This window comes from Variovorax paradoxus (genome assembly GCA_016806145.1).
Classification (GTDB): domain Bacteria; phylum Pseudomonadota; class Gammaproteobacteria; order Burkholderiales; family Burkholderiaceae_C; genus Variovorax.
The window spans coordinates 1,479,821-1,506,506 of sequence record CP063167.1 but is presented as its reverse complement, the minus strand read 5'-3'; the positions used below and the strand labels follow the sequence as shown (position 1 = coordinate 1,506,506).

At 70.9% G+C, this 26,686-nt stretch carries 25 protein-coding genes; 6 read left to right on the top strand and 19 right to left on the bottom strand.

Annotated features, from left to right (window positions below; all coding sequences use genetic code 11):
• The first annotated feature begins 30 nt into the window (after window positions 1-30).
• Window positions 31-2,472 (top strand): TonB-dependent siderophore receptor, encoded by a 2,442-nt coding sequence (locus INQ48_38100; protein QRF61213.1) that lies wholly within the window; start codon window positions 31-33, stop codon window positions 2,470-2,472.
• 17 nt (window positions 2,473-2,489) lie between these two features.
• Here the strand turns inward: INQ48_38100 and INQ48_38095 are convergent, their stop codons facing one another.
• The 8 genes from INQ48_38095 to INQ48_38060 all read right to left on the bottom strand — a co-directional run bounded on the left by INQ48_38095 (window position 2,490) and on the right by INQ48_38060 (window position 11,046).
• Window positions 2,490-3,467: a tripartite tricarboxylate transporter substrate binding protein gene (locus INQ48_38095; GenBank protein QRF61212.1), complete on the bottom strand. Its 978-nt coding sequence runs from the start codon at window positions 3,465-3,467 to the stop codon at window positions 2,490-2,492.
• A 30-nt stretch (window positions 3,468-3,497) separates the two neighbouring features.
• Complete coding sequence (locus INQ48_38090) at window positions 3,498-4,715, bottom strand: CoA transferase (GenBank protein QRF61211.1); 1,218 nt, start codon at window positions 4,713-4,715, stop codon at window positions 3,498-3,500.
• The gene (locus INQ48_38085; protein ID QRF63145.1) at window positions 4,712-5,863 is read right to left on the bottom strand and encodes an acyl-CoA dehydrogenase family protein; all 1,152 of its coding nucleotides are present in this window, start codon (window positions 5,861-5,863) and stop codon (window positions 4,712-4,714) included. The genes INQ48_38090 and INQ48_38085 overlap by 4 nt, the downstream gene beginning before the upstream one ends.
• Window positions 5,864-5,904: 41 nt before the next feature.
• Window positions 5,905-7,110, bottom strand: coding sequence for an acetyl-CoA acetyltransferase (locus tag INQ48_38080; GenBank protein QRF61210.1), 1,206 nt, complete (start codon window positions 7,108-7,110; stop codon window positions 5,905-5,907).
• On the bottom strand, window positions 7,091-8,563 hold the full coding sequence (locus INQ48_38075; GenBank protein ID QRF61209.1) for an OB-fold domain-containing protein: 1,473 nt from the start codon (window positions 8,561-8,563) through the stop codon (window positions 7,091-7,093). Before INQ48_38075 ends, INQ48_38080 begins: the two co-directional genes overlap by 20 nt.
• The gene (locus INQ48_38070; protein QRF63144.1) at window positions 8,560-9,435 is read right to left on the bottom strand and encodes a MaoC family dehydratase N-terminal domain-containing protein; all 876 of its coding nucleotides are present in this window, start codon (window positions 9,433-9,435) and stop codon (window positions 8,560-8,562) included. Before INQ48_38070 ends, INQ48_38075 begins: the two co-directional genes overlap by 4 nt.
• An 8-nt stretch (window positions 9,436-9,443) precedes the next feature.
• The gene (locus INQ48_38065; protein QRF61208.1) at window positions 9,444-10,361 is read right to left on the bottom strand and encodes an SDR family oxidoreductase; all 918 of its coding nucleotides are present in this window, start codon (window positions 10,359-10,361) and stop codon (window positions 9,444-9,446) included.
• 100 nt (window positions 10,362-10,461) lie between these two features.
• Window positions 10,462-11,046, bottom strand: a complete 585-nt coding sequence (locus INQ48_38060; protein ID QRF61207.1) for a DUF2889 domain-containing protein — start codon at window positions 11,044-11,046, stop codon at window positions 10,462-10,464.
• A gap of 141 nt (window positions 11,047-11,187) precedes the next feature.
• Between INQ48_38060 and INQ48_38055 the strand changes: the two genes are divergently transcribed.
• From INQ48_38055 to INQ48_38045, 3 genes are all read left to right on the top strand, one after another.
• Entirely contained in the window at window positions 11,188-12,162 is a 975-nt protein-coding gene (locus INQ48_38055) for a LysR family transcriptional regulator (GenBank protein ID QRF61206.1), read from the top strand.
• Between the two features lie 118 nt (window positions 12,163-12,280).
• Complete coding sequence (locus tag INQ48_38050; GenBank protein ID QRF61205.1) at window positions 12,281-13,264, top strand: tripartite tricarboxylate transporter substrate binding protein; 984 nt, start codon at window positions 12,281-12,283, stop codon at window positions 13,262-13,264.
• Entirely contained in the window at window positions 13,251-14,090 is an 840-nt protein-coding gene (locus INQ48_38045) for an enoyl-CoA hydratase/isomerase family protein (protein ID QRF61204.1), read from the top strand. Before INQ48_38050 ends, INQ48_38045 begins: the two co-directional genes overlap by 14 nt.
• Here INQ48_38045 and INQ48_38040 read toward each other — a convergent pair.
• Genes INQ48_38040 through INQ48_38030 form a run of 3 tightly spaced genes read right to left on the bottom strand, consistent with a single transcriptional unit; the run spans window position 14,075 to window position 17,477 of the window.
• Window positions 14,075-15,259 (bottom strand): CoA transferase, encoded by a 1,185-nt coding sequence (locus INQ48_38040; GenBank protein ID QRF61203.1) that lies wholly within the window; start codon window positions 15,257-15,259, stop codon window positions 14,075-14,077. The genes INQ48_38045 and INQ48_38040 overlap by 16 nt on opposite strands.
• Before the next feature lie 25 nt (window positions 15,260-15,284).
• Window positions 15,285-16,304, bottom strand: coding sequence for an acyl-CoA dehydrogenase (locus INQ48_38035; GenBank protein ID QRF61202.1), 1,020 nt, complete (start codon window positions 16,302-16,304; stop codon window positions 15,285-15,287).
• A 12-nt stretch (window positions 16,305-16,316) separates the two neighbouring features.
• The gene (locus INQ48_38030; protein ID QRF61201.1) at window positions 16,317-17,477 is read right to left on the bottom strand and encodes an acyl-CoA dehydrogenase family protein; all 1,161 of its coding nucleotides are present in this window, start codon (window positions 17,475-17,477) and stop codon (window positions 16,317-16,319) included.
• 104 nt (window positions 17,478-17,581) lie between these two features.
• Here INQ48_38030 and INQ48_38025 point away from each other — a divergent pair, with 104 nt between their 5' ends.
• Window positions 17,582-18,490, top strand: coding sequence for a LysR family transcriptional regulator (locus tag INQ48_38025; GenBank protein ID QRF61200.1), 909 nt, complete (start codon window positions 17,582-17,584; stop codon window positions 18,488-18,490).
• On the opposite strand, the gene INQ48_38020 is transcribed toward INQ48_38025, so the two are convergent.
• The 8 genes from INQ48_38020 to INQ48_37985 all read right to left on the bottom strand — a co-directional run bounded on the left by INQ48_38020 (window position 18,478) and on the right by INQ48_37985 (window position 26,158).
• On the bottom strand, window positions 18,478-19,449 hold the full coding sequence (locus INQ48_38020; protein ID QRF61199.1) for a tripartite tricarboxylate transporter substrate binding protein: 972 nt from the start codon (window positions 19,447-19,449) through the stop codon (window positions 18,478-18,480). The genes INQ48_38025 and INQ48_38020 overlap by 13 nt on opposite strands.
• A 53-nt stretch (window positions 19,450-19,502) precedes the next feature.
• A complete protein-coding gene (locus INQ48_38015) occupies window positions 19,503-20,492 on the bottom strand; it encodes a tripartite tricarboxylate transporter substrate binding protein (protein QRF61198.1) in 990 nt (329 codons plus the stop codon).
• Window positions 20,493-20,494: 2 nt separating this feature from the next.
• Window positions 20,495-21,322 carry a crotonase/enoyl-CoA hydratase family protein gene (locus INQ48_38010; protein ID QRF61197.1) on the bottom strand — a complete coding sequence of 276 codons (828 nt, stop codon included), beginning with the start codon at window positions 21,320-21,322 and terminating at the stop codon, window positions 20,495-20,497.
• Between the two features lies 1 nt (window position 21,323).
• The gene (locus tag INQ48_38005; protein ID QRF61196.1) at window positions 21,324-21,785 is read right to left on the bottom strand and encodes a MaoC family dehydratase N-terminal domain-containing protein; all 462 of its coding nucleotides are present in this window, start codon (window positions 21,783-21,785) and stop codon (window positions 21,324-21,326) included.
• A 30-nt stretch (window positions 21,786-21,815) separates the two neighbouring features.
• On the bottom strand, window positions 21,816-22,982 hold the full coding sequence (locus INQ48_38000; protein QRF61195.1) for an acyl-CoA/acyl-ACP dehydrogenase: 1,167 nt from the start codon (window positions 22,980-22,982) through the stop codon (window positions 21,816-21,818).
• 3 nt (window positions 22,983-22,985) lie between these two features.
• Window positions 22,986-24,209 (bottom strand): CoA transferase, encoded by a 1,224-nt coding sequence (locus INQ48_37995; protein QRF61194.1) that lies wholly within the window; start codon window positions 24,207-24,209, stop codon window positions 22,986-22,988.
• Between the two features lie 222 nt (window positions 24,210-24,431).
• A complete protein-coding gene (locus INQ48_37990) occupies window positions 24,432-25,508 on the bottom strand; it encodes a DUF1016 family protein (protein QRF61193.1) in 1,077 nt (358 codons plus the stop codon).
• A 209-nt stretch (window positions 25,509-25,717) separates the two neighbouring features.
• Entirely contained in the window at window positions 25,718-26,158 is a 441-nt protein-coding gene (locus INQ48_37985) for a hypothetical protein (protein QRF61192.1), read from the bottom strand.
• A 55-nt stretch (window positions 26,159-26,213) separates the two neighbouring features.
• Between INQ48_37985 and INQ48_37980 the strand changes: the two genes are divergently transcribed.
• Window positions 26,214-26,666 carry a PaaI family thioesterase gene (locus tag INQ48_37980; GenBank protein QRF61191.1) on the top strand — a complete coding sequence of 151 codons (453 nt, stop codon included), beginning with the start codon at window positions 26,214-26,216 and terminating at the stop codon, window positions 26,664-26,666.
• Window positions 26,667-26,686 lie beyond the last annotated feature (20 nt).

Below are 26,686 nucleotides of genomic sequence, written 5' to 3'. Positions count from 1 at the left end.
TGTAGCAAACCAGCTCCAGGACCTTCGGACATGAACCAGCAGACCCCGCGGCGCCCCCGCATCGATTCCCTCCAGGCCGCGGCCCTCGCCTGCGCCATCGCCTCGGCGCTGCTCGCAATGGGCGGCCCCGCGCGTGCGCAAGGCGCGCCGGCGGCCCCGTCGACCACGTTGCAGCTCGCGCTGCCGGCCCAGCCGCTGGCCCAGAGCCTGGGCGTGCTGTCGCGCCAGTACGGCATCGCCATCGGCGGCGAGAGCTCGCTGCTCGAGGGCCGCACCGCACCCGCGGTGCGCGGCGCCGTCACGCTGCAGCAGGCGCTCGAGCGCGTGCTCGCGGGCAGCGGCCTGGGCTACGTGCGCAACGGCGACGCGGCCTTCACCGTGGTGCGCGCCTCGGCCGGCGACACCGGCGCGCTGCCGCCGATCGTGGTCACGGCCGGCACCGAGGAGACCGCCACCGGCCATGTTCCCGGCTACATCGCGCGGCGCGCCACCGCCGGCAGCAAGACCGACACGCCGATCATCGAGACGCCGCAATCGATCTCGGTGGTCACCGCCGACTTCATCGAGGCCACGGGCGCCACCCGGCTCAAGGAGTCGCTGGCCTACACGCCGGGCATCAACGTTTCGCCCTGGGGCGCCGACTCGCGCTTCGACTGGACCATCCTGCGCGGCTTCGACGCGCAGGCGCCCGGCTACTACCTCGACGGCCTGCAGCTGCGCAACAACAACGGCTGGGCCATCTGGCAGACCGAGAGCTACGGTACCGAGCGCGTGGAGGTGCTGCGCGGCCCGAGCTCGGTGCTCTACGGCCAGAACGGTCCGGGCGGCATGATCAACGTGGTCAGCAAGCGCCCCACCGCGCAGCCGCTGCGCGAACTGCAGCTGCAGTTCGGCGACAACGCGCGGCGCCAGATCGCGGGCGATTTCTCGGGCCCGCTCGATGCCGAGGGCAAGCTGCTCTACCGCCTCACGGGCCTGCTGCGCGATGCCAGCCTGCCGGCCAGCGGCCTGCCGAACGACCGCAGCTTCATCGCGCCCTCGCTGACCTGGAAGCCTTCGGGCGACACCTCGCTGACCCTGCTGTCGCACTACCTGCGCATCCGCGACGGCAGCTCCTACGGCAGCTTCCCCGAGGTCGGCACCCTGCTGCCCAACCCCAACGGCCAGTTCTCGCGCAAGACCTACGTCGGCGACCCGAACTTCGACCGCTTCAACCAGGACCAATGGATGGTCGGCTACCTGTTCGAGCATCGCCTGAACGACACGCTGAGCTTTCGCCAGAACGCGCGCTACGGCTCGATCAAGGTCGACTACGGGCAGGTCTACAACCAGCCCAGCTTCGTGACCGTGGATGCCGACAACCCGGCCAGCCCCGCCAACTACCGCGTGCTGAGCCGCTTCCCGTTCGCGAGCAAGGAGGCCGCGCGCATCGCCTCGATCGACAACCAGCTGCAGGCGAAGCTGCGCTGGGGCGACTGGCAGCACACGCTGCTGGTCGGCCTCGACTACCAGCGCTCGCGCAACGACCAGCGCACCTCCAACAGCGGCACCGTGAGCGACATCGACGGCTACCTGCCGGTGAGCACCGGCCTCACCACCACCGCCGACCCGTGGTTCGATGCGCGCACCACGCTGTCGCAGACCGGCTTCTACCTGCAGGACCAGATCAAGTGGGGCGACTGGGTCGCCACGCTGGGCGGCCGCTACGACAGCGCGCGCGCCGTGTCCTTCAGCCACATCGACGGCTCGACCACGCGCATCGACGACCACAAGTTCACCAGCCGCGCGGGCCTGGTCTACCTGCATCCGAGCGGCTGGGCGCCCTACTTCAGCTACTCGGAGTCGTTCTCGCCCACGGTCACGGTCGACCCGCAGACCAACCAGCCCCTGAAGCCCGAGACCGGCCGCCAGTACGAGGTGGGCGTGCGCTACCAGCCGGTGGGCCGCAAGGACAAGTACAGCGCCGCCGTGTTCGACCTGCGGCGCCAGAACTACATCACCTACGACGCCGACTACACGCCGCGCCAGACCGGCGAGATCCTGGTGCGCGGCCTCGAGCTCGAGGCCTCGTTCGAACCCATGCCGCGCATGAACGTGACGGCCGCCTACACCTACACGCCCAAGGCCGAGGTCACGGCCAGCAGCACGCCCAGCGAGATCGGCAAGCAGATGCAGGCCGTATCGCGCAACCAGCTCTCGGTGTGGGCCGACTACCGCTTCGCCAACGGCGTGAAGCTCGGCCTGGGCGCGCGCTTCATGGGCTCGAACCGCGGCTACCAGCAGAGCACGCCGGTGCCCGTGCCCTCGTACACCGTGTTCGACGCGTTGCTGGGCTACGACTTCGAGCGCTGGAGCCTCGCGCTGAACCTTCGCAACCTGGGCAACCGCAACTACGTGGCGAACTGCAGCTCGGGCAGCTGCTACTACGGGGAGCCGCGCAAGGTGCTGGCGACGGCGACCTACCGCTGGTAGGCCAGGCGGGCGCGGCGCTACTTGAGCTTGATGCCCGTCTCCTGCACCACGCGCGTCCAGTAGGCCCGGTCGGCCTGCACGCGCTGCTCGAGCTCCTGCGGCGTTCCGCCCTCGGCGATCAGGCCGAGCTGCACGTAGCGCTCGCGCACCTCGGGCACGGCGAAGGCCTTGCGGACCTCGCGCGCCACCTCGTCGCGCACCGCCTGCGACGTGCCCAGCGGCGCGAACAGGCCGACCCACGAATCGCGGTCGAGCCCCGCGATGCCCAGCTGCGTGAAGCTGGGAACGCCGGGCAGCAGCATCGAGCCGCCGGGCGTGGAGATCGCGAGGATCCTGGTCTTGCCGGTCTGCTGCGCCTTCTTCGCGCCCGAGGCGCTGAGGAAGGCGCTCTGGATGTGCCCGCCGAGCAGCTCCGTGAGGTTGGGCCCCTCTCCCGCGAACGGAATGTGCGTGATGTCGATGCGGCTCTCGCGCTTGAGCAGCTCGCCGTAGAAGTGGGTGCTGGTGCCCTCGCCGCTGGAGCCGAAGCTCACGGCGCCCGGGCGCCGCTGCGCCAGCGCGATGTACTGCGCCATGCTGTCGACGCCCGTGCCGGTGTGCACCAGCAGCGCGACCGGCGTCGTGAAGATGGTGACCACGGGCACCAGGTCGCGCGCCAGCAGGAAGGAACCATCGCCGCCGCGCGTCAGCTCGTCGCTGATGGTCGAGTTGGTGGCGGCCACGAAGTTGTAGCTGTGCGGGCTCTTGGCCACCAGCGCGAGGCCCAGCCGGCCCGAGGCGCCGGCCCGGTTGTCCACGATGACGGGCTGGCCCCAGGCGGCACCGAGCCGCTCGGCCAGCACCCGGATCGCGCCGTCGGTGGCGCCGCCCGCCGGGTACGGCACGACGAGGCGCACGGGGTGTTCCGGGTAGGGGGCGGCCCAGGCCGCGGTGCCGGCGCACAGCGCGGCCAGCAACCCTCCGAGCAGCGCCCGCAGGCGCGCGAGTGATTTCATGTCCTGTCTCCGTTCGTCCTCGTGAGGGGGTCAGATCACGCCGTCGGCGCGCAACTGCGCGAGCGTGTCGTCGGGCAGGCCGAGCAGCTCGCGGTACACCTGCGCGTTGTCCTGCCCGAGCGCCGCGCCCGCGTGGCGCGGCACGCTCGGGCTGCCGGCGAAGCGCGGCACCACCGCCGGCATCTGGAGGCTGCCGAAGTCGCGGTCGGGCACCGGCACGATCGAGCGCCGCGCGCGCACCTGCGGATCGCTCACCACCTGGTCGATGCCGTAGATCGGCGCCAGCGTGCCGCCGGCCTGCGCGAAGGCGGCCAGGACCTCCTCCAGATCGCGCGCCGCGCACCAGTCGATGAAGATGCGGTTGAGCTCCTGCTCGTGCACCACGCGGCTCGCGTTGTCGGCGAAGCGCGGGTCGTCGATGAGCTCGGGCCGGCCGATGGCGCAGCAGTTGTTCGCGAACATCGAGTTGATCGATCCCGCCATCGACACCCAGCGGTCGTCGCGCGTGCGATAGACGGCCGAGGGCGCCGAATACGGGCTGCGGTTACCGCTGCGCGTGGGCACGGTGCCGAGCTGCTCGTAGACGCCGGGCATGAAGTCCAGCAGCCGAGTGATGCACTCGGTCAGCGAGAGGTCGATCTCCTCGCCCGGCAGCGAGGGATCGCGCGCGCGCGGCCACAGCGCGGTCAGGATGCCGATGGCGCCGAACAGCCCGCCGATCGAGTCGCCGAGCGGCACGCCCGCGTGCATCGGCTCGCCGTCCGCGTGGCCGGTGACCGTGGTCAGCCCGCCCATGGCCTCGAAGATGCGCGCGAAGCCGGGCCGCTCCGAATAGGGCCCGGTCTGGCCGAAGCCGGTGACGCGCAGGATCACGAGGTTGGGCTTCAGCGCCCACAGCACCTCCTTGCCCAGGCCCCAGCGGTCGAGCGTGCCGGGTCGGAAGTTCTCGATCAGCACGTCGAACTGCGGCAGCAGCTGCTTGAAGAGCGCGAGCCCCTGGGGCCGGCGCAGGTCGAGCGTGCCGAAGCGCTTGCCGCGCTGCGCCGCCTTCCACCAGATGCTCTTGCCGTCCTTGAAGGGCGGGAAGGCGCGCATGCCGTCGCCCTTGCCGGGCAGCTCGAGCTTGAGCACGTCGGCGCCGTAGTCCGCCAGCAGGGTGGCGGCGAAGGGGCCGGCCAGCACGGTCGCGATGTCGAGCACCCGCAGGCCCGCGAGCGGGCCGCTCCCGGTGTGGTTCTCGGCGCTCATCGGGGCACCAGCTGGCGGGCGATGATCTCCTTCATCACCTCGTTGGCGCCGCCGTAGATCTTCTGGCCGCGCGAGTCGACGAACATGCGCCCGATCGGGTACTCGCGCATGAAGCCGTAGCCGCCGAACAGCTGCAGGCAGCGGTCGATGGTCTCGCACTCCTTCTGCGTGCCCCACCACTTGGCCATCGCGGCGGTGGCCGCATCGAGCCGCCCCTCCTGCTGCCAGCCGATGCACTGGTCGACGAACAGCCGCGCCAGCGTGGCCTCGGTCTTCATCTCGGCCAGCTCGAAGCGCGTGTTCTGCAGCTTGAACAGCGGCTGCCCGAAGGCCTGGCGCTGGTGCACGTGCGCCAGCGTGAGCTCGAGCGCGCGCTCCATGTTGCAGACGGCCCGGATGCCGATCAGCATGCGCTCGTAGGGCAGCTGCGACATCATCTGCGCGAAGCCCTGCCCCTCGCCCGTGCCCAGCAGGCTCGACACCGGCACCCGCACCTGGTCGAAGAACAGCTCCACCGTGTCCTGCGCCTTCAGGCCGATCTTGTCGAGCGGCGCACCGCGGCGAAAGCCCGCGAGATCGCGCGTCTCGACCATCAGCAGCGACACGCCCTTCGCGCCCAGCGCCGCGTCGGTCTTCACCGCCAGCATCACCAGGTCGGCATGGTGGCCGTTGGTGTTGAAGGTCTTCGAGCCGTCGATGACGTAGTGCTCGCCATCGCGCCGCGCCCGCGTGCGGATGCCCTGCAGGTCGGAGCCCGCGCCGGGCTCGGACATGCCGATCGAGGCCACGATGTCGCCGCTGGCCATGCCCGGCAGCCAGCGCCGCTTCTGCGCCTCGCTGCCGTAGTGGTGCAGGTAGTGGCCCACGATGTAGTGCGGGCCGAAGCCCGGCCCGAAGCCGCACGCGGCGCTGGTCTCCACCAGCGCGGCCAGGTGCGCGTAGTCGCCATCGCCGCCGCCGTAGCCGGAGGGCAGGTCGGCCAGCAGGAAGCCCATCTCGCCCAGCCGCCTCCACACGCCGCGGTCGATGTGGCCCTGGGCCTCCCAGCGTTCCACGTGGGGGATCAGTTCGGCCGTCCAGAAGCGGCGCGCGGTTTCCTGGAACTGCTCGACCTCGGGCGTTCGCCAGGGCGATCGGTATTCGTCCATCAGCACGGTATGTCTCCTTTGTGTTTTTGTCCGGCGCCGCTTCAGGCGCCGTACTTGCCCAGCACCGACACGCTGCACACGTTCTGCCAGGGGAAGCCGCCCAGGTTGTGGATCACGCCGAGGGACGGGTCGTCGCTGCGCTGGCGGGCGCCGGCGCGGCCCTGCATCTGCAGGTACATCTCGTAGGCCATGCGCAGGCCCGTCGCGCCGATCGGATGGCCGAAGCACTTGAGGCCGCCGTCGATCTGGCAGGGCATGGTGCCGTCGGCGTCGTAGAAGCCGTCGAGCACGTCGTGCGAGGCGCGGCCCTCGGGCGAGATGTGCATGTCCTCCATGGTCACCAGCTCGGTGATGGAGAAGCAGTCGTGCACCTCGAGCAGGTCGATCTGCTCGCGCGGGCGGCGGATGCCGGCCTCCTCGTAGGCGCGCGCCGAGGCCACGCGCGTGGTCTGGAAGTAGCTGCCGTCCCAGTCGTCGAACGAGGCCTCGCTGCCGCTGGAGACCGCGAGCTGCAGCGCCTTCAGCGCCACCAGGTCCTTCTTGCCCAGGCCGCGCGCGATGTCGGGCGTGGTCAGGATGGCGCAGGCCGCGCCGTCGGACACGCCGCAGCAGTCGTACAGGCCCAGCGGCTCGGCGATCATCGGCGAGTGGATGACGTCGTCCATGGTGATCGGGTTGCGCAGGTGGGCCTTGGGATTGCGGCCCGCGTTGGCATGGCTCTTCACCGACACGTGGGCGATCGCGCGCTTGAGGTCCTTCGCGTCGATGCGGTGCTTGGCGCGGTAGGCGCTGGCCAGCTGCGCGAACGAGCCCGGCGCGCTGATGTTGGGCCACACCATGTCGTTGAACGGGCCGCGCGGGCGCTGCGGCAGGCCGCCGTAGCCGGTGTCCTTGAGCTTCTCGATGCCGAAGGCCAGCGCGAAGTCGCAGGCGCCCGACGCCACCGCATAGGCCGCGCCGCGCAATGCCTCCGAGCCCGAGGCGCAGAAGTTCTCCACGCGCGACACCGGGATGTTCGGCAGCCGCAAGGTCACGCCCAGCGGCACGCCGCCGCTGCCCAGGTGCTGGGTCTCGATGCCCATGCCGAGCCAGGCGGCCTGCAGCTGCTCCTTGCCGATGCCCGCGTCGGCCAGGCATTCGGTGAAGGCCTCCACCGCGAGGTTCTCGGCGCTGCAGTCCCAGCGCTCGCCGAAGCGCGAGCAGCCCATGCCGAGGATGACGACCTTGTCACGAATTCCCGTTGCCATGCGTGTTCTCCTGCGGACCTGCGACGGCCGCCTTCCAGAAATAGCGGACGTAGCCGCGGGCGGTGTCGACGGCCTTGATGCGGAAGCTCATGCGCATCGGCAGGCCGACGGCGAGCTGCTGCTCGTCTACGTCGGTGAAATCCATCATCAGCCGGCCCCCGCCCTCGAACTGCACCATGCCGTAGCAGGCCGGCGGGCTCGGCGAATAGGCCAGCCGGTCGGCGGTGTAGGTCATGACGCGCGCCGGCGTGTCGGCGAACGGCAGGTCCTGCTGCGTGCCGGTGGCGCCGCAGGCCGGGTTGACGCAGATGTCGGTGCGCGGCCACTGCGCGGTGCCGCAGGCACCGCAGCGGCCGCCGACGAAGCCGTGCACCGTCTTGCGGTGGCGGTACTCCACGCTCAGCGGCGTGAGCTTGTCGTTGTCCGCGCGCATGCCGCGCTCCAGCGGCAGCAGGTCGTTGAAGACCAGGAACTTCATGTAGTTGTGCTCGGCGCTGCCGCGCGCCAGCCAGCCCTGCGCGCCGGTGCGCGGCGGCCGCGCGCGCAGCGCCTCGGTGGTGCGCAGCACCAGCACGTCCACGCCCTGCCCGAAGGCCACCAGCACCAGCACCTGGCCCGGTGCCGCCTCGCCCAACGCATGCGCGAGCATCAGCAGCGGATGGGCCGCGCCGGCATTGCCGACGCTCGCGGCGAGTGTGTCGTGCAGGCGTTCGGAGGCGATGCCCGCGAGCTTGGCCAGGCGCTGCGGCACGCCCTTGTGGGGCAGGGCGATGCACAGCCGGTCGACCTGCGCCGCCGTCAGCCCAGCCTGCGCGAGCGCATCCGCGATGGCCGGCGGCACCTGCCGCAGATGGCCCTCCTCGCGGATCCAGCGCTCCTCCCAGTAGGTGTCGGTGGCGGCGCCGGCACCGCGGTAGTGGTCGGCCATGTCGACCGTACGGCTCACCAGGGCCAGCGGCTGCGCGATGACCTCGCCGTCGCCGACCAGCACCGCCGCGGCCGCATCGCCGTAGAGCAGTTCCTGCGCGCTGGCCACCTTGGCCTTGCGCCGGTCGCTCGCGACCACCAGGGTGCGGCGGCCCGCGCCGCCGCGCAGGGCCTGCATCAGCGCCGAGGTGGCGCCGCGCTGCGAACCGGTGACGTCGATCGCGCCGACCTCCTCGCCGAGGTTCAGCGCCTGCGCGACGATGCTCGCGTTCAGGCGGCTCGCATAGGGCAGCGAGGTCGAGGCCAGCTGCAGGTCGTCGACCTTCGCCGCATCGAGCGCGCCGAGGCAGTCGCGCGCGGCCTCCACCGCCATCGTGACCGCGTCCTCGTCGAAGTTGCACATGGCGCGTTCGCCCGCGCGGTGCGCCGCCAGCGATCCGTCGAACCAGGCGTTGGCGCGCACCACGGCCTCGCGCTGCAGACGCAGTCGCGGAACGTAGGCACCGAAGGCCACGATGCCGTTCATCGCGGGCCTCCCGCGGCAGCGTCGATCACGGCCAGGCCGTTGTTCAGCACCATGACCTGGCGCTCGAGCGCGGTCGCGCGAAAGCGCACCTCGCCCTGCGAGCCCCAGATCTCGACGCGAATCGTCTCGCCCGGATACACCGGCGAGGTGAAGCGCGTGTCGATGCGCCGCAGCCGCTGCGGCACGTAGCCGCACAGCGTGCGCAGCAGCGCATGGCAGGCGATGCCGTAGGTGCACAGGCCATGCAGGATCGGCCGCTCGAAGCCGCCGACGCGCGCCACCTCGGGGTCGGCATGCAGCGGATTCAGGTCGCCCGAGAGCCGGTACAGCAGCGCCTGCGAGGGCGAGGTCGGCAGGTCACACACGTGGTCGGGCGGCGTGTCGGGCACCTTGGGTGCCGCGGGCGACGGGCCACTCGCGCCGCCGAAGCCGCCGTTGCCGCGCGCCATCACCGCCTGCTCCACCGTGGCCAGCAATTCGCCGTCGCCGTCCTCGAGCGTGCGCTCGACGAAGAACAGCGCGCCCACCTCGGGCCCCTTGTCGAGGATCGCCTTGACGCGCGTGCGCCCGATCACGGTGGCGGCCGGCGCGAGCGGCCGGTGCAGCTGCACCGACTGGCTGGCATGCAGCACCTTGCGCCAGTCGATGCCGGTGTCGGGCTCCTTCATCCAGAAGCCCGGATAGCCGAGCACGGCGGCCTGGGTCGGCACGGCCTGCTGCCGTTCCTCGTAGACGAAGGGCAGCTCGCGCGCATCGAGCGGGTCGCGGCCGAAGCCCAGGCCCAGCGCGTAGAGGATCGAGTCCTTGGCGGTATAGCTCTGCGCCACCGGCGCGAAGCGGCGCTGCAGCAGCTTGTCGGGATCGAAGGCCATCGCGCGACTCACACCGGCGTCCATGCGAAGGCCTCGCGCGCGCTTTCCATCGGCACCAGGCTGGATTGCATCGCGGGCATGGCGTGCTCGGCGATGCTCTCGACGGTCCAGCCCTCCGAGCGGTGCACGGTGCGCAGCGGCCGCGGCTGGCTGAACAGCATGATCTCGTTCTTGCGCACGCCGAAGATCTGGCCGCTCACCGCCGCGGCGAGGTCCGACAGCAGGTACACGACCATCGGCGCGATCTTGTCGGCCGTCATCTGCTTGAAGCGCTCGAGCCGGCGCTTCTGCTCCTCGGTCTCCGCGGGCAGGGTGCCGATCAGGCGGCTCCAGGCCCAGGGCGAGACACAGTTGGAGCGCACGTGGCAGCGCGCCATCTCGAGCGCGATCGAGCGCGAGATGCCGACGATGCCGAGCTTGGCGGCCGAGTAGTTGGCCTGGCCGATGTTGCCGACCAGCCCCGCGGCCGAGGTCATGTGCACGTAGGCGCCCGACTGCTGCTCGCGGAACAGCATCGCGGCCGCGCGGCTCACGTGGTAGGTGCCCTGCAGGTGCACGTCGATCACCTGCTGCCAGTCGAGCGTGCTCATCTTGTGGAACATGCGGTCGCGCAGGATGCCCGCGTTGTTGACCACGCCGTCGAGCCGGCCGAAGTTGTCGATCGCGGCCTGCACCATGCGCGCCGCGGCGTCGGCATTCGACACGCTGTCGCCGTTGGCCACCGCCTTGCCGCCCTCGGCGCGGATCAGGTTCACCACCTCCGAGGCGGGATCGATCGTGCCCTCGCCTTCGCCGTCGGATGCGCCGCCGAGGTCGTTGACCACCACGCTCGCGCCCTGCCGCGCCGCCAGCAGCGCGATCTCGCGTCCCACGCCCCGGCCCGCGCCGGTCACGAGCACGACCTTTCCTTCCAGAACTCCTGCCATTTCGTCTCCTGTGAATGTTCGATCCGGTTCAACAACGAACGGGATGCGTTCAATGTAGGCAGCGAGGCCGCGCGGCGTACCCACGCGATGCGGATGGCAGCTATGCAGGTTTGGCGAAGGCCGGCCAGCGCCCGCGCGCGACCTCGCCCTCGGCGCGCAGCGCGAAGCAGCTGTCGAGCAGCGGCGGCCGCGTGCGCGCCGCGCCTTCGGGGTCGCTCAGCAAGCGCGCGCGGCGCCGCTGCTCGAACACCGGGAACAGCGTCTGGAACGCAGTGGTGGCCACGGGACCGAGCAGCTCGGTCAGGTGCGTGCAGCCGGCCGCGCCGCCGAAGCGCTCCTTCACGCGCGAGGTGAAGCCGGGCCCGATCGACAGGCCGACCAGCGCCTCGTAGGACGCCCCGATGTCCATGCACTCGGCATTGGGCGCATGCTCGGTCCAGGCACGCGCCGCGACGATGCGCAGGCCCTCGTCCACCGTGAGGCACAGGCCCATGCGATGCATGAAGCGGCCCGCGGGCAGGCGCACGCGGCCGTCGTCGTGGTGCATCGGGTGGGTCTTGACGTCGCTCATGCGCGCCTCGATGTCCCACAGGCCGTCGTCGCGCTCGTAGCCCTGGCAGAGCACTTCACGCGTGTGGAGCAGACGCCGCGCGGGCGAGGAGATGGAGGGGTCGGAAGTCGTCATCGCGCATGCGACGCGAACCGCCGCTCTAGGGTAAATACCCGGACTCTAGAACCCGCGAAGCGGCCTCGCAGCCCTGCACCGCGCATGCCTGCTATGTGAAAATTGCAGGCCGCAAGTCCTGCTGCCGGGAGGAGACAGAAAGTGAAGTTGCTGGTTCGCGCGGCCGACGATCTGAAGATCGAAAACGTCTCGGCCTTCGTCGCCACGGCCGAGTCGGGCAGCTTCTCGCAAGCCGCCCTGCTGCGCGGGTGCTCGCAGTCCATGCTGAGCCGGCGCGTGCTCGAGCTCGAGGAGCTGGTGGGCGGCCGGCTCTTCAACCGCACCGGCCGCGGCGTGCTGCTGACCGAGCTCGGCTCCTCGCTGCTGCCCGTGGCGCACGGCCTGCTCGACGGCGCCACCGGCTTCCTCGAGCTCGCCTCCTCTACCAACGAACAGCCCTCGGGCACGGTCGAGATCGCGCTGCCGCGCTGGGCCGCCGAAGGGCCGGTGTCGACGCTGGTGAACCACATCACCGAGCAGTTCCCGAAGATCCGGCTGGTGATCCACGAGAGCTACAGCCGCGACGTGATGGACCGGCTGGCCGCCGGCAAGCTCGACGTGGGCGTGTTCAACAGCTGCCATGCCGAGCCGCCCGCGCAGGCCCAGCTGCTGTTCTCGTCCGATCTGGTGCTGCTGGGCCGCCGCGACTCGCCGCTGATGCGCCAGCCCACGCTGCCGCTGTCGGCGCTCAGCGGCATTCCGCTCGTCATACCGCCCACGCCGAACCCGGTCGAGGCCGTGGTGCGCGAGATGGCCAAGGGCATGGATCTCGACCTGCGCGCCGACCTCGAGATCAACTCGGGCGCGATGATCCGCGACGTGGTGCGCCACAGCGGGCGCTACGCCATCATCCAGGTGCACCGCGTGGTCGACTACCTGTCGAAGGACGAGCGCGACCTCGCCAGTGCACGCATCGTGAGCCCCGCGCTGACGCTGCACACCTTCTGCGCCACCGGCGCCAAGCACCGCATCAACCGCGCGAGCCTCGCGGTCGAGCGCTGCGTGGTGTCGGTGCTGCGCGACCACCACGAGCGCGTGCTGCGGCTGCTGCAGGCGCGCGAGACGCAGCCGGCCTGAGTACGTCCGGCGCGGCCCGGTGCCCGGATCGCGCATAGCTGATTGCCCCTTTCCGCATGGCTTGCGCGGGGTCCTGTCGCTATCGTGGAACGCGACAGGAACCACAGGAGACAAGACCATGCCCAACGCCAGGATCGCGTGGATCGCGGCCGCCTTCGCCTGCGCCTCGCTGCTGACGGCGACGCCGCCGGCCCGCGCGCAGGCCGCCGACTATCCGTCGCGGCCGATCCGCTTCATCGTGCCCATCGGGCCCGGCAGCAGCGGCGACACCATGACCCGCACCTTCGCCGAGCACTTCCGCGAAGTCGCGGGCCAGCCCGCGGTGGTGGAGAACAAGCCCGGCGCCGACCTCACGCTCGGCACGCAGGCCGCGCTGAGCGCGCCGGCCGACGGCTACACGGTGGTGCTGGTGAGCCCGAGCGCCACCGTGATCAATCCTCTGTTCGTGAAGAACCTGCCCTACCGCCCCGAGGACCTGCTGCCGGTGCTCAACATGACGCGCCACGTGGCCGTGCTCATCACCTCGCCCGACTCGCGCTACAAGAGCCTGGCCGACGTGGTCGCCGCCGCGCGGCGCGACAAGGGCGGCGTCAGCCTCGGCACCTATGGCAACACCTACCGCCTGGGCGCGCTCGACCTCGGCCAGCGCGCCGGCATCGCGTTCAACCACGTGCCCTACAAGGGCGCCTCGCAGGCGGTGACCGACGTGGTCGGCGGCGCGGTCGACCTCGCGCTGATGGACATCGCGGGCGCCGCGCCGCTGGTGAACGCGGGCAAGGTACGCGCGCTGGCCGTGGCGGGCGCCACGCGCCATCCGCTGCTGCCCGAGGTGGCCACGGTGCAGGAGGCCGGCTATCCGGGCTATACGCTCTACACCTTCATCGGCTTCGCGATCCATGCCAAGACGCCGGCGCCGGTGGCGCGCAAGCTCGAGGAGATGATGCGCAAGGTGATGGCCGACCCGGCCGTGCGCGCGCAGCTCGCGCAGCAGAGCGGCGGCGAGGTGGTGGGCACCGGCCGCAAGGAATTCACGCAGCTGATCGCCGACGAGGCGGTGCGCTACCGCGAACTCGCGAAGCTGGTCGGCGATGAGATCCGCTGACACCCCCGAGGGCGCGGCGCCCCTGGAGCGCACGCTGCGCGAATCGTGCCTGCGCGTGCGCGACGGCATCGCCGAGCTCTCGCACCAGCGGCCCGCGGTGCGCAACGTGATGTCGCTCGAACTGCGCGCCGACTACATCGAGGTGCTCGAGCTGGTCGAGCGCACGCCCGAAGTACGCGTGCTGATCCTCACCGGCTCGGGCGGCAGCTTCTGCGCCGGCGGCGACGTGAAGGCCATGCTGTCGCGCGCCAGCGAACCCGGCGTGGCGGCCGCCACGCGCCAGCGCCTGCTGGCGGTGCACCGCGGCTGGCTCGACCGGCTGCGCTCGCTCGACGTGCCGGTGATCGCGGCGGTCGACGGCGCCGCCTACGGCGCGGGCCTGTCGCTGTCGCTGATGGCCGACTTCGTGCTCGCCTCCACGCGCGCCGATTTCTGCTGCGCCTTCGCGCGCATCGGCGCGGTGCCCGACTTCGGCGCCTTCTACATGCTGCCGCGGCTGCTCGGCCTGACTCGTGCGAAGGAGCTCGCGATGACGGCGCGCCGCTTCGGCGCCGAGGAGGCCCGGGCCATGGGCATGGTGCACGCGGTGCATGCGCCGGAAGACCTGCTGCCGGCCGCGCATGCGCTGGCCGCGCGGCTGGCACGGGGTCCGCGCGAGGCGCTCGGCATGATCAAGAGCTCGCTCAACCGCAGCTTCGATGTCGACTACCAGACCATGGGCGAGATCGAGGCCCACCAGCAGGCGGTGGCGCTGACCACGGCCTTCCATGCGGAGGCCGCGGCGCGCTTCGCGAACCGCCAGCCGCCGCTCTACGACTGGGGCTGAGCGGGCGCGGCGCCCATCACGCCCGCGCGGCGCCAGTCCTCGATGCGCGCCGGCGCGAGCCAGCCTTCGAGGCCGTCGTCGCTCGGTGCCTGTGGCGCGGTGGGCCGGCCCGAGGGCGTGCGGCTGAAGCGCGGCGCCGGTGCCGGTTGCGTCATGCCCTCGATCTCGACGAAGCTGCCGCGCGCCTGCAGGTGCGGATGCGCGGGCGCCTCGCCGAAGGACAGCACCGGCGCGAAGCAGACGTCGCTGCCCTCGAGCAGCTCGCACCAGGCCTGGCGCGTGCGCGTGCGGAAGGCCGCGGCGAAGACGGCGCGCGCGCGCGGCCAGTCGCGCGGATCGAGCTGCGTGCCGACGGCCTCGGGCGCGATGCCCAGCCGCTGCAGCAGCTCGGCATGGAAGCGCGCCTCGATCGGGCCGATCGAGATCCAGAGGCCGTCGGCGCATTCGTAGACCTCGTAGAAGGGCGCGCCGGAATCGAGCACGTTGCTGCCGCGCTCGTCGCGCCACTGGCCGGCCGCGCGCATGCCGAAGAAGGCCGTGGCCATGTGGGACACGCCGTCGACCACCGCGGCATCGACCACCTGGCCGCGGCCCGAGCCGCGCGCCTCGATGATGCCGGCCAGCACGCCCATCGCCAGATAGAGCGCGCCGCCGCCGAAGTCACCGACCACCGCCAACGGGATCGACGCCGGCTGGTCCTTGCGGCCGATGGCATGCAGCACGCCGGTCAGCGCGATGTAGTTGAGGTCGTGCCCCGCGGCCTGCGCCAGCGGCCCGTCCTGGCCCCAGCCCGTGATGCGGCCGTAGACCAGGCGCGGGTTGCGCGCCAGGCAGGTCTCGGGCCCGAGGCCCAGCCGTTCGGTGACGCCGGGGCGGAAGCCCTCGATCAGCGCATCGGCGCCTTCGATCAGCTCGAGCACCAGCGCCACCGCCTCGGGGTCCTTGAGGTCGAGCGCGATCGAGCGGCGGTTGCGCATCAGCAGGTTGTATTGCAGCGGCCGCTTGACGCCGAGGTCGGCCGGCGTCTGCCGGTCGATGCGCAGCACCTCGGCGCCCATGTCGGCCAGCAGCATCGCGCCCATCGGGCCCGGGCCGATGCCCGCGAGTTCGATCACCTTCACGCCGGCGAGCGGACCCTGGCGGGTCGGGGGAGAAGTCGGTTCGGTCATTCGCGCTTTCGGATCGTTGGATGATTCAGTCGTGCACCGCCGACGCCAGCCTCAGCCGGACGGCATCGAGCAGCCCCTCGGGCCGTGCCAGCACGGCTTCGCCGAGCAGGCGCGCGCACTGCGCCTCGGTGCCCGGTGCCTGGCGCCATTCATGCAGGCGCCGCGTGTAGAGGCCCAGCACATGCTCCTCGGTGATGCCGATGGCGCCGAACACGGCGTGGGAGATGGCCGCGACACCGCGCGCGGCCTCGCAGGCGCGCAGCTTGGCGACGGCGGCCAGCAACGCATCGGGCTGCCAGCCCTCGGCGCTGCAGCCCAGGCGCGCGGCCAGCGTGGCCGAATGCGCCTGCTCGGCCAGCACCGCGAGCTCCTGCTGGATGGCCTGGAACTGCGCGATCGGGCGGCCGAACTGCCGGCGGTCCTGCGCATAGGCCGTGGTGAGTTCCAGCACGCGCGCCATCGCGCCCGCCATGCCCGCGGCATGCAGCGCATTGCACAGCGCCGTGGCATCGGCATCGCCCCTCTCGAAGCGCGCCACGGCGAGCGCGGGCGTGTCCCAGTGCAGGGTGGCCGAAACCCGCGGACGCCAGGCACCGGGCTGCGCCACGGCGCATTCGCGCGGCAGCAGCAGCCAGTGGCCTTGCGAGCCGACCAGCACCCATTGCGCCAGTGCGCCGCCGGGCACGTCGCGGCAGACGATGGCATCGCCTTCGTGCGCCGCCGCCGGTGCGATGGCGATCGGCCCGTCGCCGCCCGCTTCGCGCTGGCCGGCCGCGACCAGCAGGGCGCGCGCCACGGCGGTCTCGGCGAACGGCAGCGCGAGCCCCGCGCGGCCCGCGGCGAAGGCCGGCGCGAACAGCTCGCGCAGCGACAGGCCCGCGCCGCCTCGCGCCTCGGGCAGCAGTGCGTCGGTAAAGCCGAGGCCGTCGATGGCTCGCCACAGCGCCTCGGCGGAAGCCCCCGCCTCGATGGCGCGCAGCGTGTCGTCGGTGCACAGGTCGGCCAGCGGACGCTCGAAGTCGTCGAGCAGCATGTCGTCGTTCATCTCGTTCTCCTCCTACCGAACGCCCAGGCCGCGCGCGATGATGCCGCGCATGATCTGGCGCGTGCCGCCGCGCAGCGAGAAGCTCGGCGCCAGTTGCGTCACGTAGGCCAGGGTCTGCCGCAGCCCCTCGGAGGGCGCGGGATGCCCGGGCGCATCGAAGGCCTCCTCGATCCAGCCCGGCAGGGCCTGCTCGAACTCGGTGCCCAGGTCTTTCACGAGCGCGGCCTCGAAGGCCGGGTCGAGGCCCTGCCCCAGCTGCCGCGCCACGCTCAGCGACATCGCGCGCAGCACCGCCATGCGCCCGGCGATGCGCCCGGCCACGGCCAGCGCGCCGTCCGGCACCCGCGGCGCGCGCCGCAGTTCCGCCAGCCAGGCCTCGGCCAGCACCAGGCTCGAATGGATGCGCTCGGGTCCGCTGCGTTCGAAGGCCAGCTCGGCCGTCACCTGCTGCCAGCCCGCGCCTTCCTCGCCGACCAGCGCATCGGCGGGCAGCTCGACGTCCTCGAACAGCACCTCGCAGAAATGGCCATCGCCACTGAGGTCGCGGATCGGCCGTACCGTGATGCCCGGCAGCGAGAGGTCGACCAGCAGCTGCGACAGGCCCCGGTGCCGGTCCTCGGGCGCGCCCGAGGTTCGCACCAGCGCGCACAGGTAGTGGGCGCGGTGCGCATTGGTCGTCCAGATCTTGCGTCCGTTCAGGCGCCAGCCGCCGCCGGCCGTGGGCACTGCGCGCGAACGCACGCCCGCGAGGTCGGAGCCGGTGTCGGGCTCGCTCATGCCGATGCTGATGAATAGCTCGCCGCGCACGATGCGCGGAATGAAGAAGGCGCGCTGCGCGGGCGTGCCGTAGCGCAGGATCAGCGGCGCGGTCTGGCGGTCGGCGATCCAGTGGGCCGAGACCGGTGCGCCGGCCGCGAGCAGTTCCTCGAGCAGCACGAAGCGCGCGAAGCTGCTGCGCCCGCCGCCGCCATAGGCCGTCGGCAGCGTAAGGCCGATCCAGCCGCGTGCGCCGAGGGCGCGGCTGAAGTCGGCATCGAAGCCCATCCACGAGCGCGCGCGCACCGCGTCGGGCACGCCCTGCAGCGCCGAGCGCAGGAAGTCGCGCACCGGTGCGCGCAGCGCCTCGTCCTGCGCGGGGATCGCGGCGAGCGCGAAGGATTGCAACGGGTTCATCGGGACGCCCTCCTCGAGATGGCATGGGGTTTTGCCCCGCTGCGCGGAGCGCGCGCGGTCGACATAATCGGCAGGCTGCCGCCATCACCGAGACATTCACATCCATGGAGCTTCGCCAGCTGCGGCAGGTCCTCGTCCTGTCCGAAACGCTCAACTTCCATCGCGCGGCCGAACGGCTGCACATGGCGCAACCGCCGCTGTCGACATCGATCAAGAAGCTCGAGGAAGAGCTCGGCGTGCTGCTGTTCGAGCGCCTGTCGACCGGGCTGCAAGTCACGCCCGCGGGCGAGGCCGTGCTGCAGAACGCCAAGCGCGCGCTGTTCTATGCCGACGAGATCCGCCGCGCCGCGCGCGAAGGCATGGCCGGCGAGCAGGGGCTGCTGCGCATCGGCTTCGTCGGCTCGGCCACCTACTCGCTGATGCCGCAGATCGTTCGCGGCTTCCATCGCCAGTACCCGCGCGTCGACCTGGTGATCGAGGAGTCGACCACCACCGAACTGCTGCGCCGCATCGAGGACCATTCGCTCGACATCGCGCTGGTGCGCCACCCGGTGCTGTCGCCCACCACCGCGCTGCTCACGGTGCTGCAGCTCGATCACCTGGTGCTCGCGGTGAGCGCCGACTCGGCGCTCGCGCAGCGCGGCAAGGTCGCCATCGCCGACCTCGCGGCCGAGCCCTTCATCGCCTACTCGCGCACCCTCGTGCCCGCCATGCACGTGCTGACGATGCAGGTGTTCCAGGATGCCGGCGTGCGACCGCGCATCGCGCAGGAGGCGGTGCAGGTCCAGACCATCCTCGGCCTGGTGGAAAGCGGGCTCGGCGTGGCGCTGGTGCCGGCCGTGGTGCAGCGCTACGCCAGCAACGGCGTGCGACTGCTGCCGCTGACCGACATGCCCTCGAAGTACACCGTGGGCATCGCGATGGCGACGCTGGCCGACGCGCTCACGCCGGCCGCGCGCAATTTCATTGCGGTCGCTCATGCTGCCGTCCAGCCGATGGCTCAATCTTCGTAGCCGATGTTGGCGCTGCGCACGACGCGCCGGGCGCGCTCGATCTCGGCGCGCTGGAACTCGGCGAAGGGTTGCGGCGCGCCGTAGAACACGGTGCCGCCCTGCGCCGCGATGAAGGCCTTGGCGTCGTCGCCCTCCATCAGTTCCTTGATCGCCTGCGACATGCGCGCGAGCACCGGCGGCGGCACGTTGGCCGGGAAGAACACCCCGGTCCAGGCATAGGACTCGTAGCCGGCGGTGCCGCTCTCGCTCACGGTCGGCACCTCGGGCAGCTCCTTGATGCGTTCGCCGGCCGCGACCGCGAGCGCGCGCACCCGGCCGCCGCGCACCAGCGGCATCACGGCGCTGACCTCGGCCATCGTGTAGTCGATGTTGCCGCCGGCCAGGTCGGTCATGGCGGCCGAGGTGCCCTTGTAGGGCACGGCCGTGGCCTTGATCTGGTTGCGTTCGTGCAGCAGTTCGAGCGCGACCCGGTAGGTGGCGGTGCCGCTGCCGAAGTTGAGCTTGCCCGGCGCCTGGCGCGCCGCGGCCACCAGGTCCTGCAGGGTCTTGAAGGGCGAGTTGGCCGGGACCACCAGCACCATCGGGAAGCGTGCGATGCGCGCGAGCGGCTGGAAGTCCTTCACCGCGTCGTAGGGCAGTTGCCGGAACACGGCCACGTTGGTCACCATCGGCGAGTTGCTGGCCACGAACAGGGTGTAGCCGTCGGGCGGCGAGGCCGCCACCGCGCGCGCGGCGATGAAGCTGTCGGCACCGGGGCGGTTGTCGACCAGGAAGGGCTGGCCGAATTTCTCGCTCAGGTGCCGGGCGAGAAAGCGCGCGGTGGTGTCGGCGCCGCTGCCCGGCGGCAGCGAGACGATCAGCTTCACGGGCTTGTCGGGATAGTCGGCCGCGGCCAGGGTGGCGGCGCAGCCGAGCAGCAGCGCCAGCAGCCAGCGCGGGAGGAAGCGGGGGATGGTCATGTCTCGGTGTCCTTGTCGTTGTTGTCGCGGGTATCAGGGCATGGTGCCCATGTTCACTCGGGCTCGATGCGCGCGGCCTGCACGGCCCCGGCCCAGCGCTGCAGTTCCGCGCGCAGATAGCTGCCGAACTGGGCCGGCGTGGAGGCCTGCAGCAGCACGCCCTGCGGTTCGAACTGGCCGCGCAGCGCCGGATCGGCCACCGCGCGGTTGACCGCCTCGTTGAGCGCCTGCACGACGGCCGGCGGCGTGCCCGTCGGCACCAGCAGGCCGTGCCAGGTCGGCGCATCGAAGCCCGGGATCAGCGATTCGCCGAGCGCGGGCACGCCCGGCAGCACCGCCACGCGCGACTTGCCGGCCACCGCCAGCGCGCGCACCCGGCCGTCGCGGATGAAGGGCAGCGACGAGTTCACCGCATCGAGCAGGAACTGCGTCTGCCCGCTCATCAGGTCGGCCATGGCCGGCGCCGTGCCCTTGTAGGGCACGTGCACCGCGTCGAGCTGCAGCGCCTGCAGGAACAGCGCCACGCCCAGGTGCGTGACATTGCCCTGCCCGCCCGAGCCATAGCTGAGCCGCCCCGGGTTGGCGCGCATGTAGCGCACGAACTCCTCGACGTTGCCGACCGGCAGCTTCGGGCTGGCCATCAGCACGGTCGGGATCAGCGCCGGCAGCGCCACCGGCACGAGATCGCGCAAGGTGTCGTAGGGCAGGCGCCGGTGCAGCGCCGGACTGATCGCCAGGCCCGAGGAGTGATAGAGCACGGTATAGCCGTCGGGTGCCGAGCGCGCGACGAACTCGGTCGCGATGTTGCCGCTGGCGCCGGTGCGGTTGTCGACCACCACCGGCTGCCCGAGCAATTGCGCCAGCCGAAAGCCGATGGCGCGCGCCACCACGTCGGTGGGCCCGCCGGCCGCATAGGGCAGCACGAGCCGGATCGGCTTCTGCGGCCAGGCGTTGGGCTCGCCGGCCGCGCGCGCGGCCTGCATCAGCGGCGAGATGGCGAGCGCGCCGGCGGCGTGCAGCAGGTGGCGTCGTTGCAAAGGCATGGTCATTTCCCCGGTTCGATGGATGCGGATGCGCGCGCGGCGGAACGGGCCTCGGCCGCGGCGACGAAGGCGTCGAGCGCGGACTCGTGCGCCGCCGTGTGATGGGCCAGGGCCTGGAAGCCGGCCGACATCTCGAGCACGGTGTCGAGCCGCGACTGCTGTGCCTCGCGCAGCAGCCGCTTGGTCATGCGCAAGGCATGCGGCGGGTTGGCGGCGATGCGGCGCGCGAGCCCGAGCGCCGTGGGCAGCAGCGCCTCGGGCTCGACCACCTCGGACACCAGCCCCCATTGCAGCGCCTGCGCGGCATCGATGGCCTCGCCGGTGAAGGCCATCTCGCAGGCGCGCGACATGCCAATGGCGCGCGGCAGCAGCCAGGCGCCGCCATCGCCCGGGATCAGGCCGAGCTTGACGAAGCTCTCGGCGAACACGGCACGGCGCGAGGCGATGCGGATGTCGCACATGCAGGCCAGGTCGTTGCCCGCGCCATGGGCCGGGCCGTTGACGGCGGCGATGGTCGGCACCTCGAGATTGCACAGCGCCAGCGGCAGGCGCTGGATGCCGTCGCGGTAGGCGTAGCGGCTGTGCGCCGGCTCGCCGAGGCCGCTGCCCACGCTGTCGCGCAGGGTCTTCAGGTTGCCGCCCGACGAGAAGGCCGGGCCCGCGCCGGTCAGCACCAGCACGCGCACCGACAGGTCGCGGTTCACGGCCTCGCACAGCGCGAGCAGGGCCTCGATGGCATCGGGGTCGGACAGCGCGTTGCGGGTCTGCGGCCGGTTCATGGTCACGATGGCGATCGCGCCCTCGCGTTCGATCTGGAGGAAGTCCTGCATCTCAGTCCTTCCCGCCGTCGCGCATGCGCATCATGCGCAGCGGCGTGTAGCTCAGCACGGCCTTGCCGTGCTGGTTGTGCACGACGTTGCGCGTGCGCACGAGGCCGCGGCCGGGCTTGGAGGTGGCCCGCTGCTCGATCACCTCGCATTCGACATGAATGGTGTCGCCCACGAAGGTCGGCGCCGCGATGTCGAGCTCGGCATGCAGGAACGCGAGCCCCGTGCCCTGCATCGACGGCGTGATCAGGCCCTCGGCGAAGGCATAGACCAGCGCGCCCGGCACCACCCGGCCCGGGATCGCCATGTGCGTGCGGTCGCTGGTGTCGGTGAACAGTTCCTCGTGGAGCCAGCTCAGGTTGATGAAGTTCACGAGGTCGGCCTCGGTCACGGTGCGCGCGCGCGAGCGAAAGCGCGTGCCGACGGGCAGGTCGTCGAAATGAAAGCCGGTGTTCAGCTGGATCAAGGAAGCACTCCGTTCGGATCAGTACGAGGATCAGTACGATTTGGGCAGGCCGAGCACCTTCTCGGCGATGAAGCACAGGATCAGCTGCGGGCTGATCGGCGCGATGCGCGGGATCAGCGATTCGCGCAGGTAGCGTTCGACGTGGTATTCCTTCGCGTAGCCATAGCCGCCGTGCGTCATCACCGCGGTCTCGCAGGCCTTGTAGCCGGCCTCGGCCGCCAGGTACTTGGCGGCGTTGGCCTCGGCGCCGCAGGGCTCGCCGCGGTCGAAGCGCTCGGCCGCATGGAACACCATGAGGTTGGCCGCCTCCAGCGCCATCCAGCACTCGGCCAGCGGATGCTGGATCGCCTGGTTCTGGCCGATGGGGCGGTCGAACACGATGCGCTCGCGCGCGTACTGCGTGGCGCGCGCCAGCGCCGCGCGGCCCAGCCCCACCGCTTCGGCGCCGACCAGGATGCGCTCGGCATTCATGCCGTGCAGGATGTAGTGGAAGCCACGGCCCTCCTCGCCGATGCGGTCCTCCACCGGCACCCGCAATCCGTCGATGAAGACCTGGTTGGTGTCCACCGCCTTGCGGCCCATCTTGTCGATCTCGCGGGTCTCGACGCAGGCGCGGTCGATGGTGGTGTAGAACAGGCTCAGGCCCTCGCTGCGGCTCTTGACCTGCTCGAGCGGCGTGGTGCGCGCCAGCAGCAGCATCTTCTCGACGCTGCTCGCGGTGGAGATGAAGGTCTTGGTGCCGTGCACGCGGTAGTGGTCGCCCTCGCGCTGCGCGCGCGTCTTCAGTTGCGTGGTGTTGAGGCCGGTGTCGGGCTCGGTCACCGCGAAGCAGGCGCGCTCCTCGCCCGCGATCAGCGGCGGCAGCATGCGCTGCTTCTGCGCCTCGGTGCCGAAGGCGACCACCGGGTTCAGTCCGAAGATGTTCATGTGCACGGCCGAGGCGCCGCTCATGCCCGCGCCCGACTCCGCGATCGCCTGCATCATCACCGCGGCCTCCGCGATGCCCAGGCCCGAGCCGCCGTAGGCCTGCGGAATGCAGATGCCCAGCCAGCCCTCCTGCGCGAGCGCGCGGTGCAGCTCGACGGGGAAGCCGCCCACGCGGTCCTTCTCGAGCCAGTAGTCGGCATCGAAGCGCGCGCAGGTCTTGAGGATCGCCTCGCGGATCTCGCGATGCCCGGGGGAGAGTTCCAGCGCCATGGCTCAGCCCGCCTCGGTGCAGGTTTCGGCCGGCAGCAGGGTCGCGCCCTGCGCCGCCATCGCCGCGATCTGCGCCGCGCTGTAGCCGGCCTCGGCCAGCACCTCGGCGCTGTGCTCGCCGAGCCGCGGCGCATGGCGCGACACCGAAGGCGGCGAGCCCGACCAGCGCGTCGGGATCGCCATCGAGCGCATGCGCCCCTCGCTCGGGTGCTCCACCGTCTCGAAGAAACCCACGGCCGCCAGGTGCGGGTCGTCCAGCAGCGATTCCAGCGTGTGCATCGGCATCACCGGGATGTCGGCGGCCTCGAGCAGCGCCGTCCATTCGGCCGAGGTGCGCGTGCGCATCGCCTCGCCCACGAGCTGGTAGAGCTCGCCGATGTGCTCGGTGCGCGCGCCGATCGAGCTGAAGCGCGGGTCGTCCTCCATCGCCTGCGCGCGGCCGATCAGGCCGAAGAAGGTCTTCCACTGCTTGTCGTTGTAGATCAGCACGCACAGGTGGCCGTCGCGCGTGGCGTAGGGCCGGCGCTGCTCGTTGAGCAGGCGCGCATAGCCGGCCGGGCCCAGCGGCGGCTCGAAGGTTTGGCCGCCCATGTGGTCGCCGAGCACGAACTGCGCCATGGTCTCGAACATCGGCACGTCGATGGCCTGCCCGCGGCCCGTGCGCTCGCGATGGAACAGCCCGGCCGACACCGCGTTGGCGGCGCTCATGCCGACGATGCGGTCGACCATCGCGCTCGGCACGTAGCGCGGCACCGGCGCGCCCGCGCGCACGCCCAGCGTGGGGATCGCCACCGCACCCTGGATCAGGTCGTCGTAGGCCGGCTTGGCCGCATAGGGCCCGTCCTGCCCGTAGCCGTAGACACCGACGTACAGGATGCGCGGGTTGACCGCCGCGACCTCGGCATGGCCGAGCCCGAGCCGCGCCATGGCCTGCGGCCGCACGTTGTAGATCAGCACGTCCGCCTCGGCCGCGAGCCGCAGCAGCGCCTCGCGCCCGGCGGGCTGCTTGAGGTCGAGCACCACGCTGCGCTTGCTGCGGTTGGCATGCAGGAAGATGCCGCCCATGCCCGCATGGCGCGCGGGGCCGATGCCGCGCACCGTGTCGCCGCCGGGCGGCTCGATCTTGATCACGTCCGCGCCGAGGTCGCCGAGGATCTGGGTCGCGTACGGTCCCATCAGCACCGACGTCATGTCGACTATGCGCACCCCCTCGAGCGGGCCGCTCATCGGCCGGCCTCCGGGGCCGTTCGTTCATCGGTGCGCAAGGAAGCGCGGGGGCGCGCAGGCGCCGGGCTGGTCTCCATGGAATCCCCTTTTCGTCGTTGGGACGATGCTAGGGAGATGGAGGGCGGGCGTGAAATACCGTGTCTGTGTCAGGCGATACGTTCGGTGTATCGGTTTGCGCGGGTGAAGCTGGGGTCGGGCGGGGGGCTAGCGCATTCCTCGCTCTCAGGCCGAAGCCCCATCCGCTTTGCGTTGTTCGATCTGCAACTGCGCCCGCCGGGCCGCCTGGTGCAGCCGCTCCATCAGCACCGCGCGCGGAGGCAGGGTGGTGAGGTACTCGGCAACATGGATACCGGACTTGTTCAGCTCCAGCAGTTCGATCTGTTCGGATTTCTTGCCGGTACAGAGGATGATCCCCAGTGGCGAAGCCTCCTCGGGCTCCCTCTCGTATCTGTCGAGCCAGCGCAGATACAACTCCATCTGCCCCTTGTATGCCGCCTTGAACTCGCCGACTTTCAGCTCCACCGCCACCAGGCGCCGCAGCTTGCGGTTGTAGAACAGCAGATCGAGATGGAAATCGTCGCCATCGATCTGGATGCGCTTTTGCCGGGCGACGAAGGTGAAGCCCGCACCCAATTCCAGCAGGAAGGACTCCATTTCCCGAATGATGGCCGCCTCGAGATCGCTCTCCTGCCAGGTGTCGCGCAACCCCAGGAAGTCGAGGATGTAAGGATCGCGCATGACCAGCGCCGGCGACATGCGCTCCGCGCCCTGCAGCGCCGCCAAGTCCTGTGCGATCAACGCTTCCGGCTGCCTGGACAGCGCCGTCCGCTCGTACAGCATCGAGTCGATGCGCTCGCGCAGCGTCCGCACGCTCCAGCACTCGGCGCTGGCCATCTGCGCGTAGTAGTCGCGCTGGAACGGGTCTTTCAGCGGGATCAGGGCGATGAAGTGCGTCCAGCTCAATTGTCGTATCAGCGATACGACAATCTGCTCGTCCGGGAACGTGACGGCAAACTGCACCATGCGGCGCAGGTTCTTGACCGAGAAACTGCCGCCGTAGTCCCGCACCAGTTGCGCCGCCAGATTGGGCAGCACCTCCTCGCCGTAGTCGGCTCGCCGCCCCTCCAGGACCTGCGTATGGATCCGCTGGCCGATGCGCCAATAAAGCGTCGTCAGCTCGCTGTTCACCGCCGAGACGGTGCGTTGCCGCGCCATCTCGATCAGAGTCCGGATGTCGCCCAGCAGCGCGGATGGTCCTGACGTGTCCAGGGTGGACCCGATGCGCTTGATTCTTCCCATGATGGTTCCTCCCACAAAACCCGATTCCCGGGCGCACCGCAAGAATCGGCGGGCGAAGTTCGATGTTCAAGCCACGATGAGAGAGAAAAATCCGAAAAGCGTGAGGGATTGGCAGCACCTCGCGGGACAGACGAGGCGAATCCACATGCACAGCCGCTCCATGCCCGGCATGGCGCCGATGCCCGACAACCGACGCACACGCAGTCCGCTCAGCCAAGCACCCAGACCACGAACACCGCATCCGCCAGCGCGAACGCCAGATCGACGAAGAAGATGAGCCGCATCGGCCCGCGCAGCACCACCCAGCTGCCGGACCTGCCGCGACGATGCTGGCCCACCATGTGGGCATTGACCGCGAACTGCCCCGCATGCACCAGCGCCAGCACCGCGGCCATCGATGCCGATTGCGCCGGCGTCTCGAACAGCCGGTGCCCCGCCAGCAGCATCAGGCAGAACGCCAGCCAGGCCAGGTTCATCGCGCCGAGAAAACGCACGGCGCCGGCGATCGCGGGCAGCAGCGACGATGCACGCTCCGTCTTCGCCACGAGCAGCCGCGCGGCACGCATCGAGTCGAGGCAGAAGAAGCGCGCGCCCAGCGCGAACCAGGCGGCATTGAGCAGCAGAAGAACTGTCCAGACCGTGGATTGCAATGCAACGTCTCCGGGCTTGTTCGTGAAACCGCGACTTTAGGTCAATAATGTTGACATGACAAATTCCCAGCCATCGCCCTCCTCCTCGCCCGCCACGGGCCTCGACGTCCTGCAAGCCATGATGGACGGGCGCGTCGAGCGCTCGGGCATCGCCCACACCATGCCGATGCAGCTCTCGGCGATCGAGGCCGGCAAGGTCAGCATGCGCGTCACGCCCGACGAGCGGCATCTCAATCCCGCGGGCATGGTGCACGGCGGCTTCGCGGCCACCTGCCTCGACGGCGCCGCGGCGCTCGCGCTGTATTCGGCGCTCGACGCGGGCACGGCCTACTCCACCGTCGACCTCAGCGTGAAGTACCTGCGACCTCTGGCGCCGCACACCGAGTACCTGGCGAGCGCCACGCTGGTCGAGCGCACGCGCTCGCTGGGCATCTGCAATGCGGAGCTGCGCGGCGCGGACGGCAAGCTGCATGCGATGGCTTCGGCCACGCTGATGGTGAAGGGCTGACCGCGACGGACAGGCGGCAC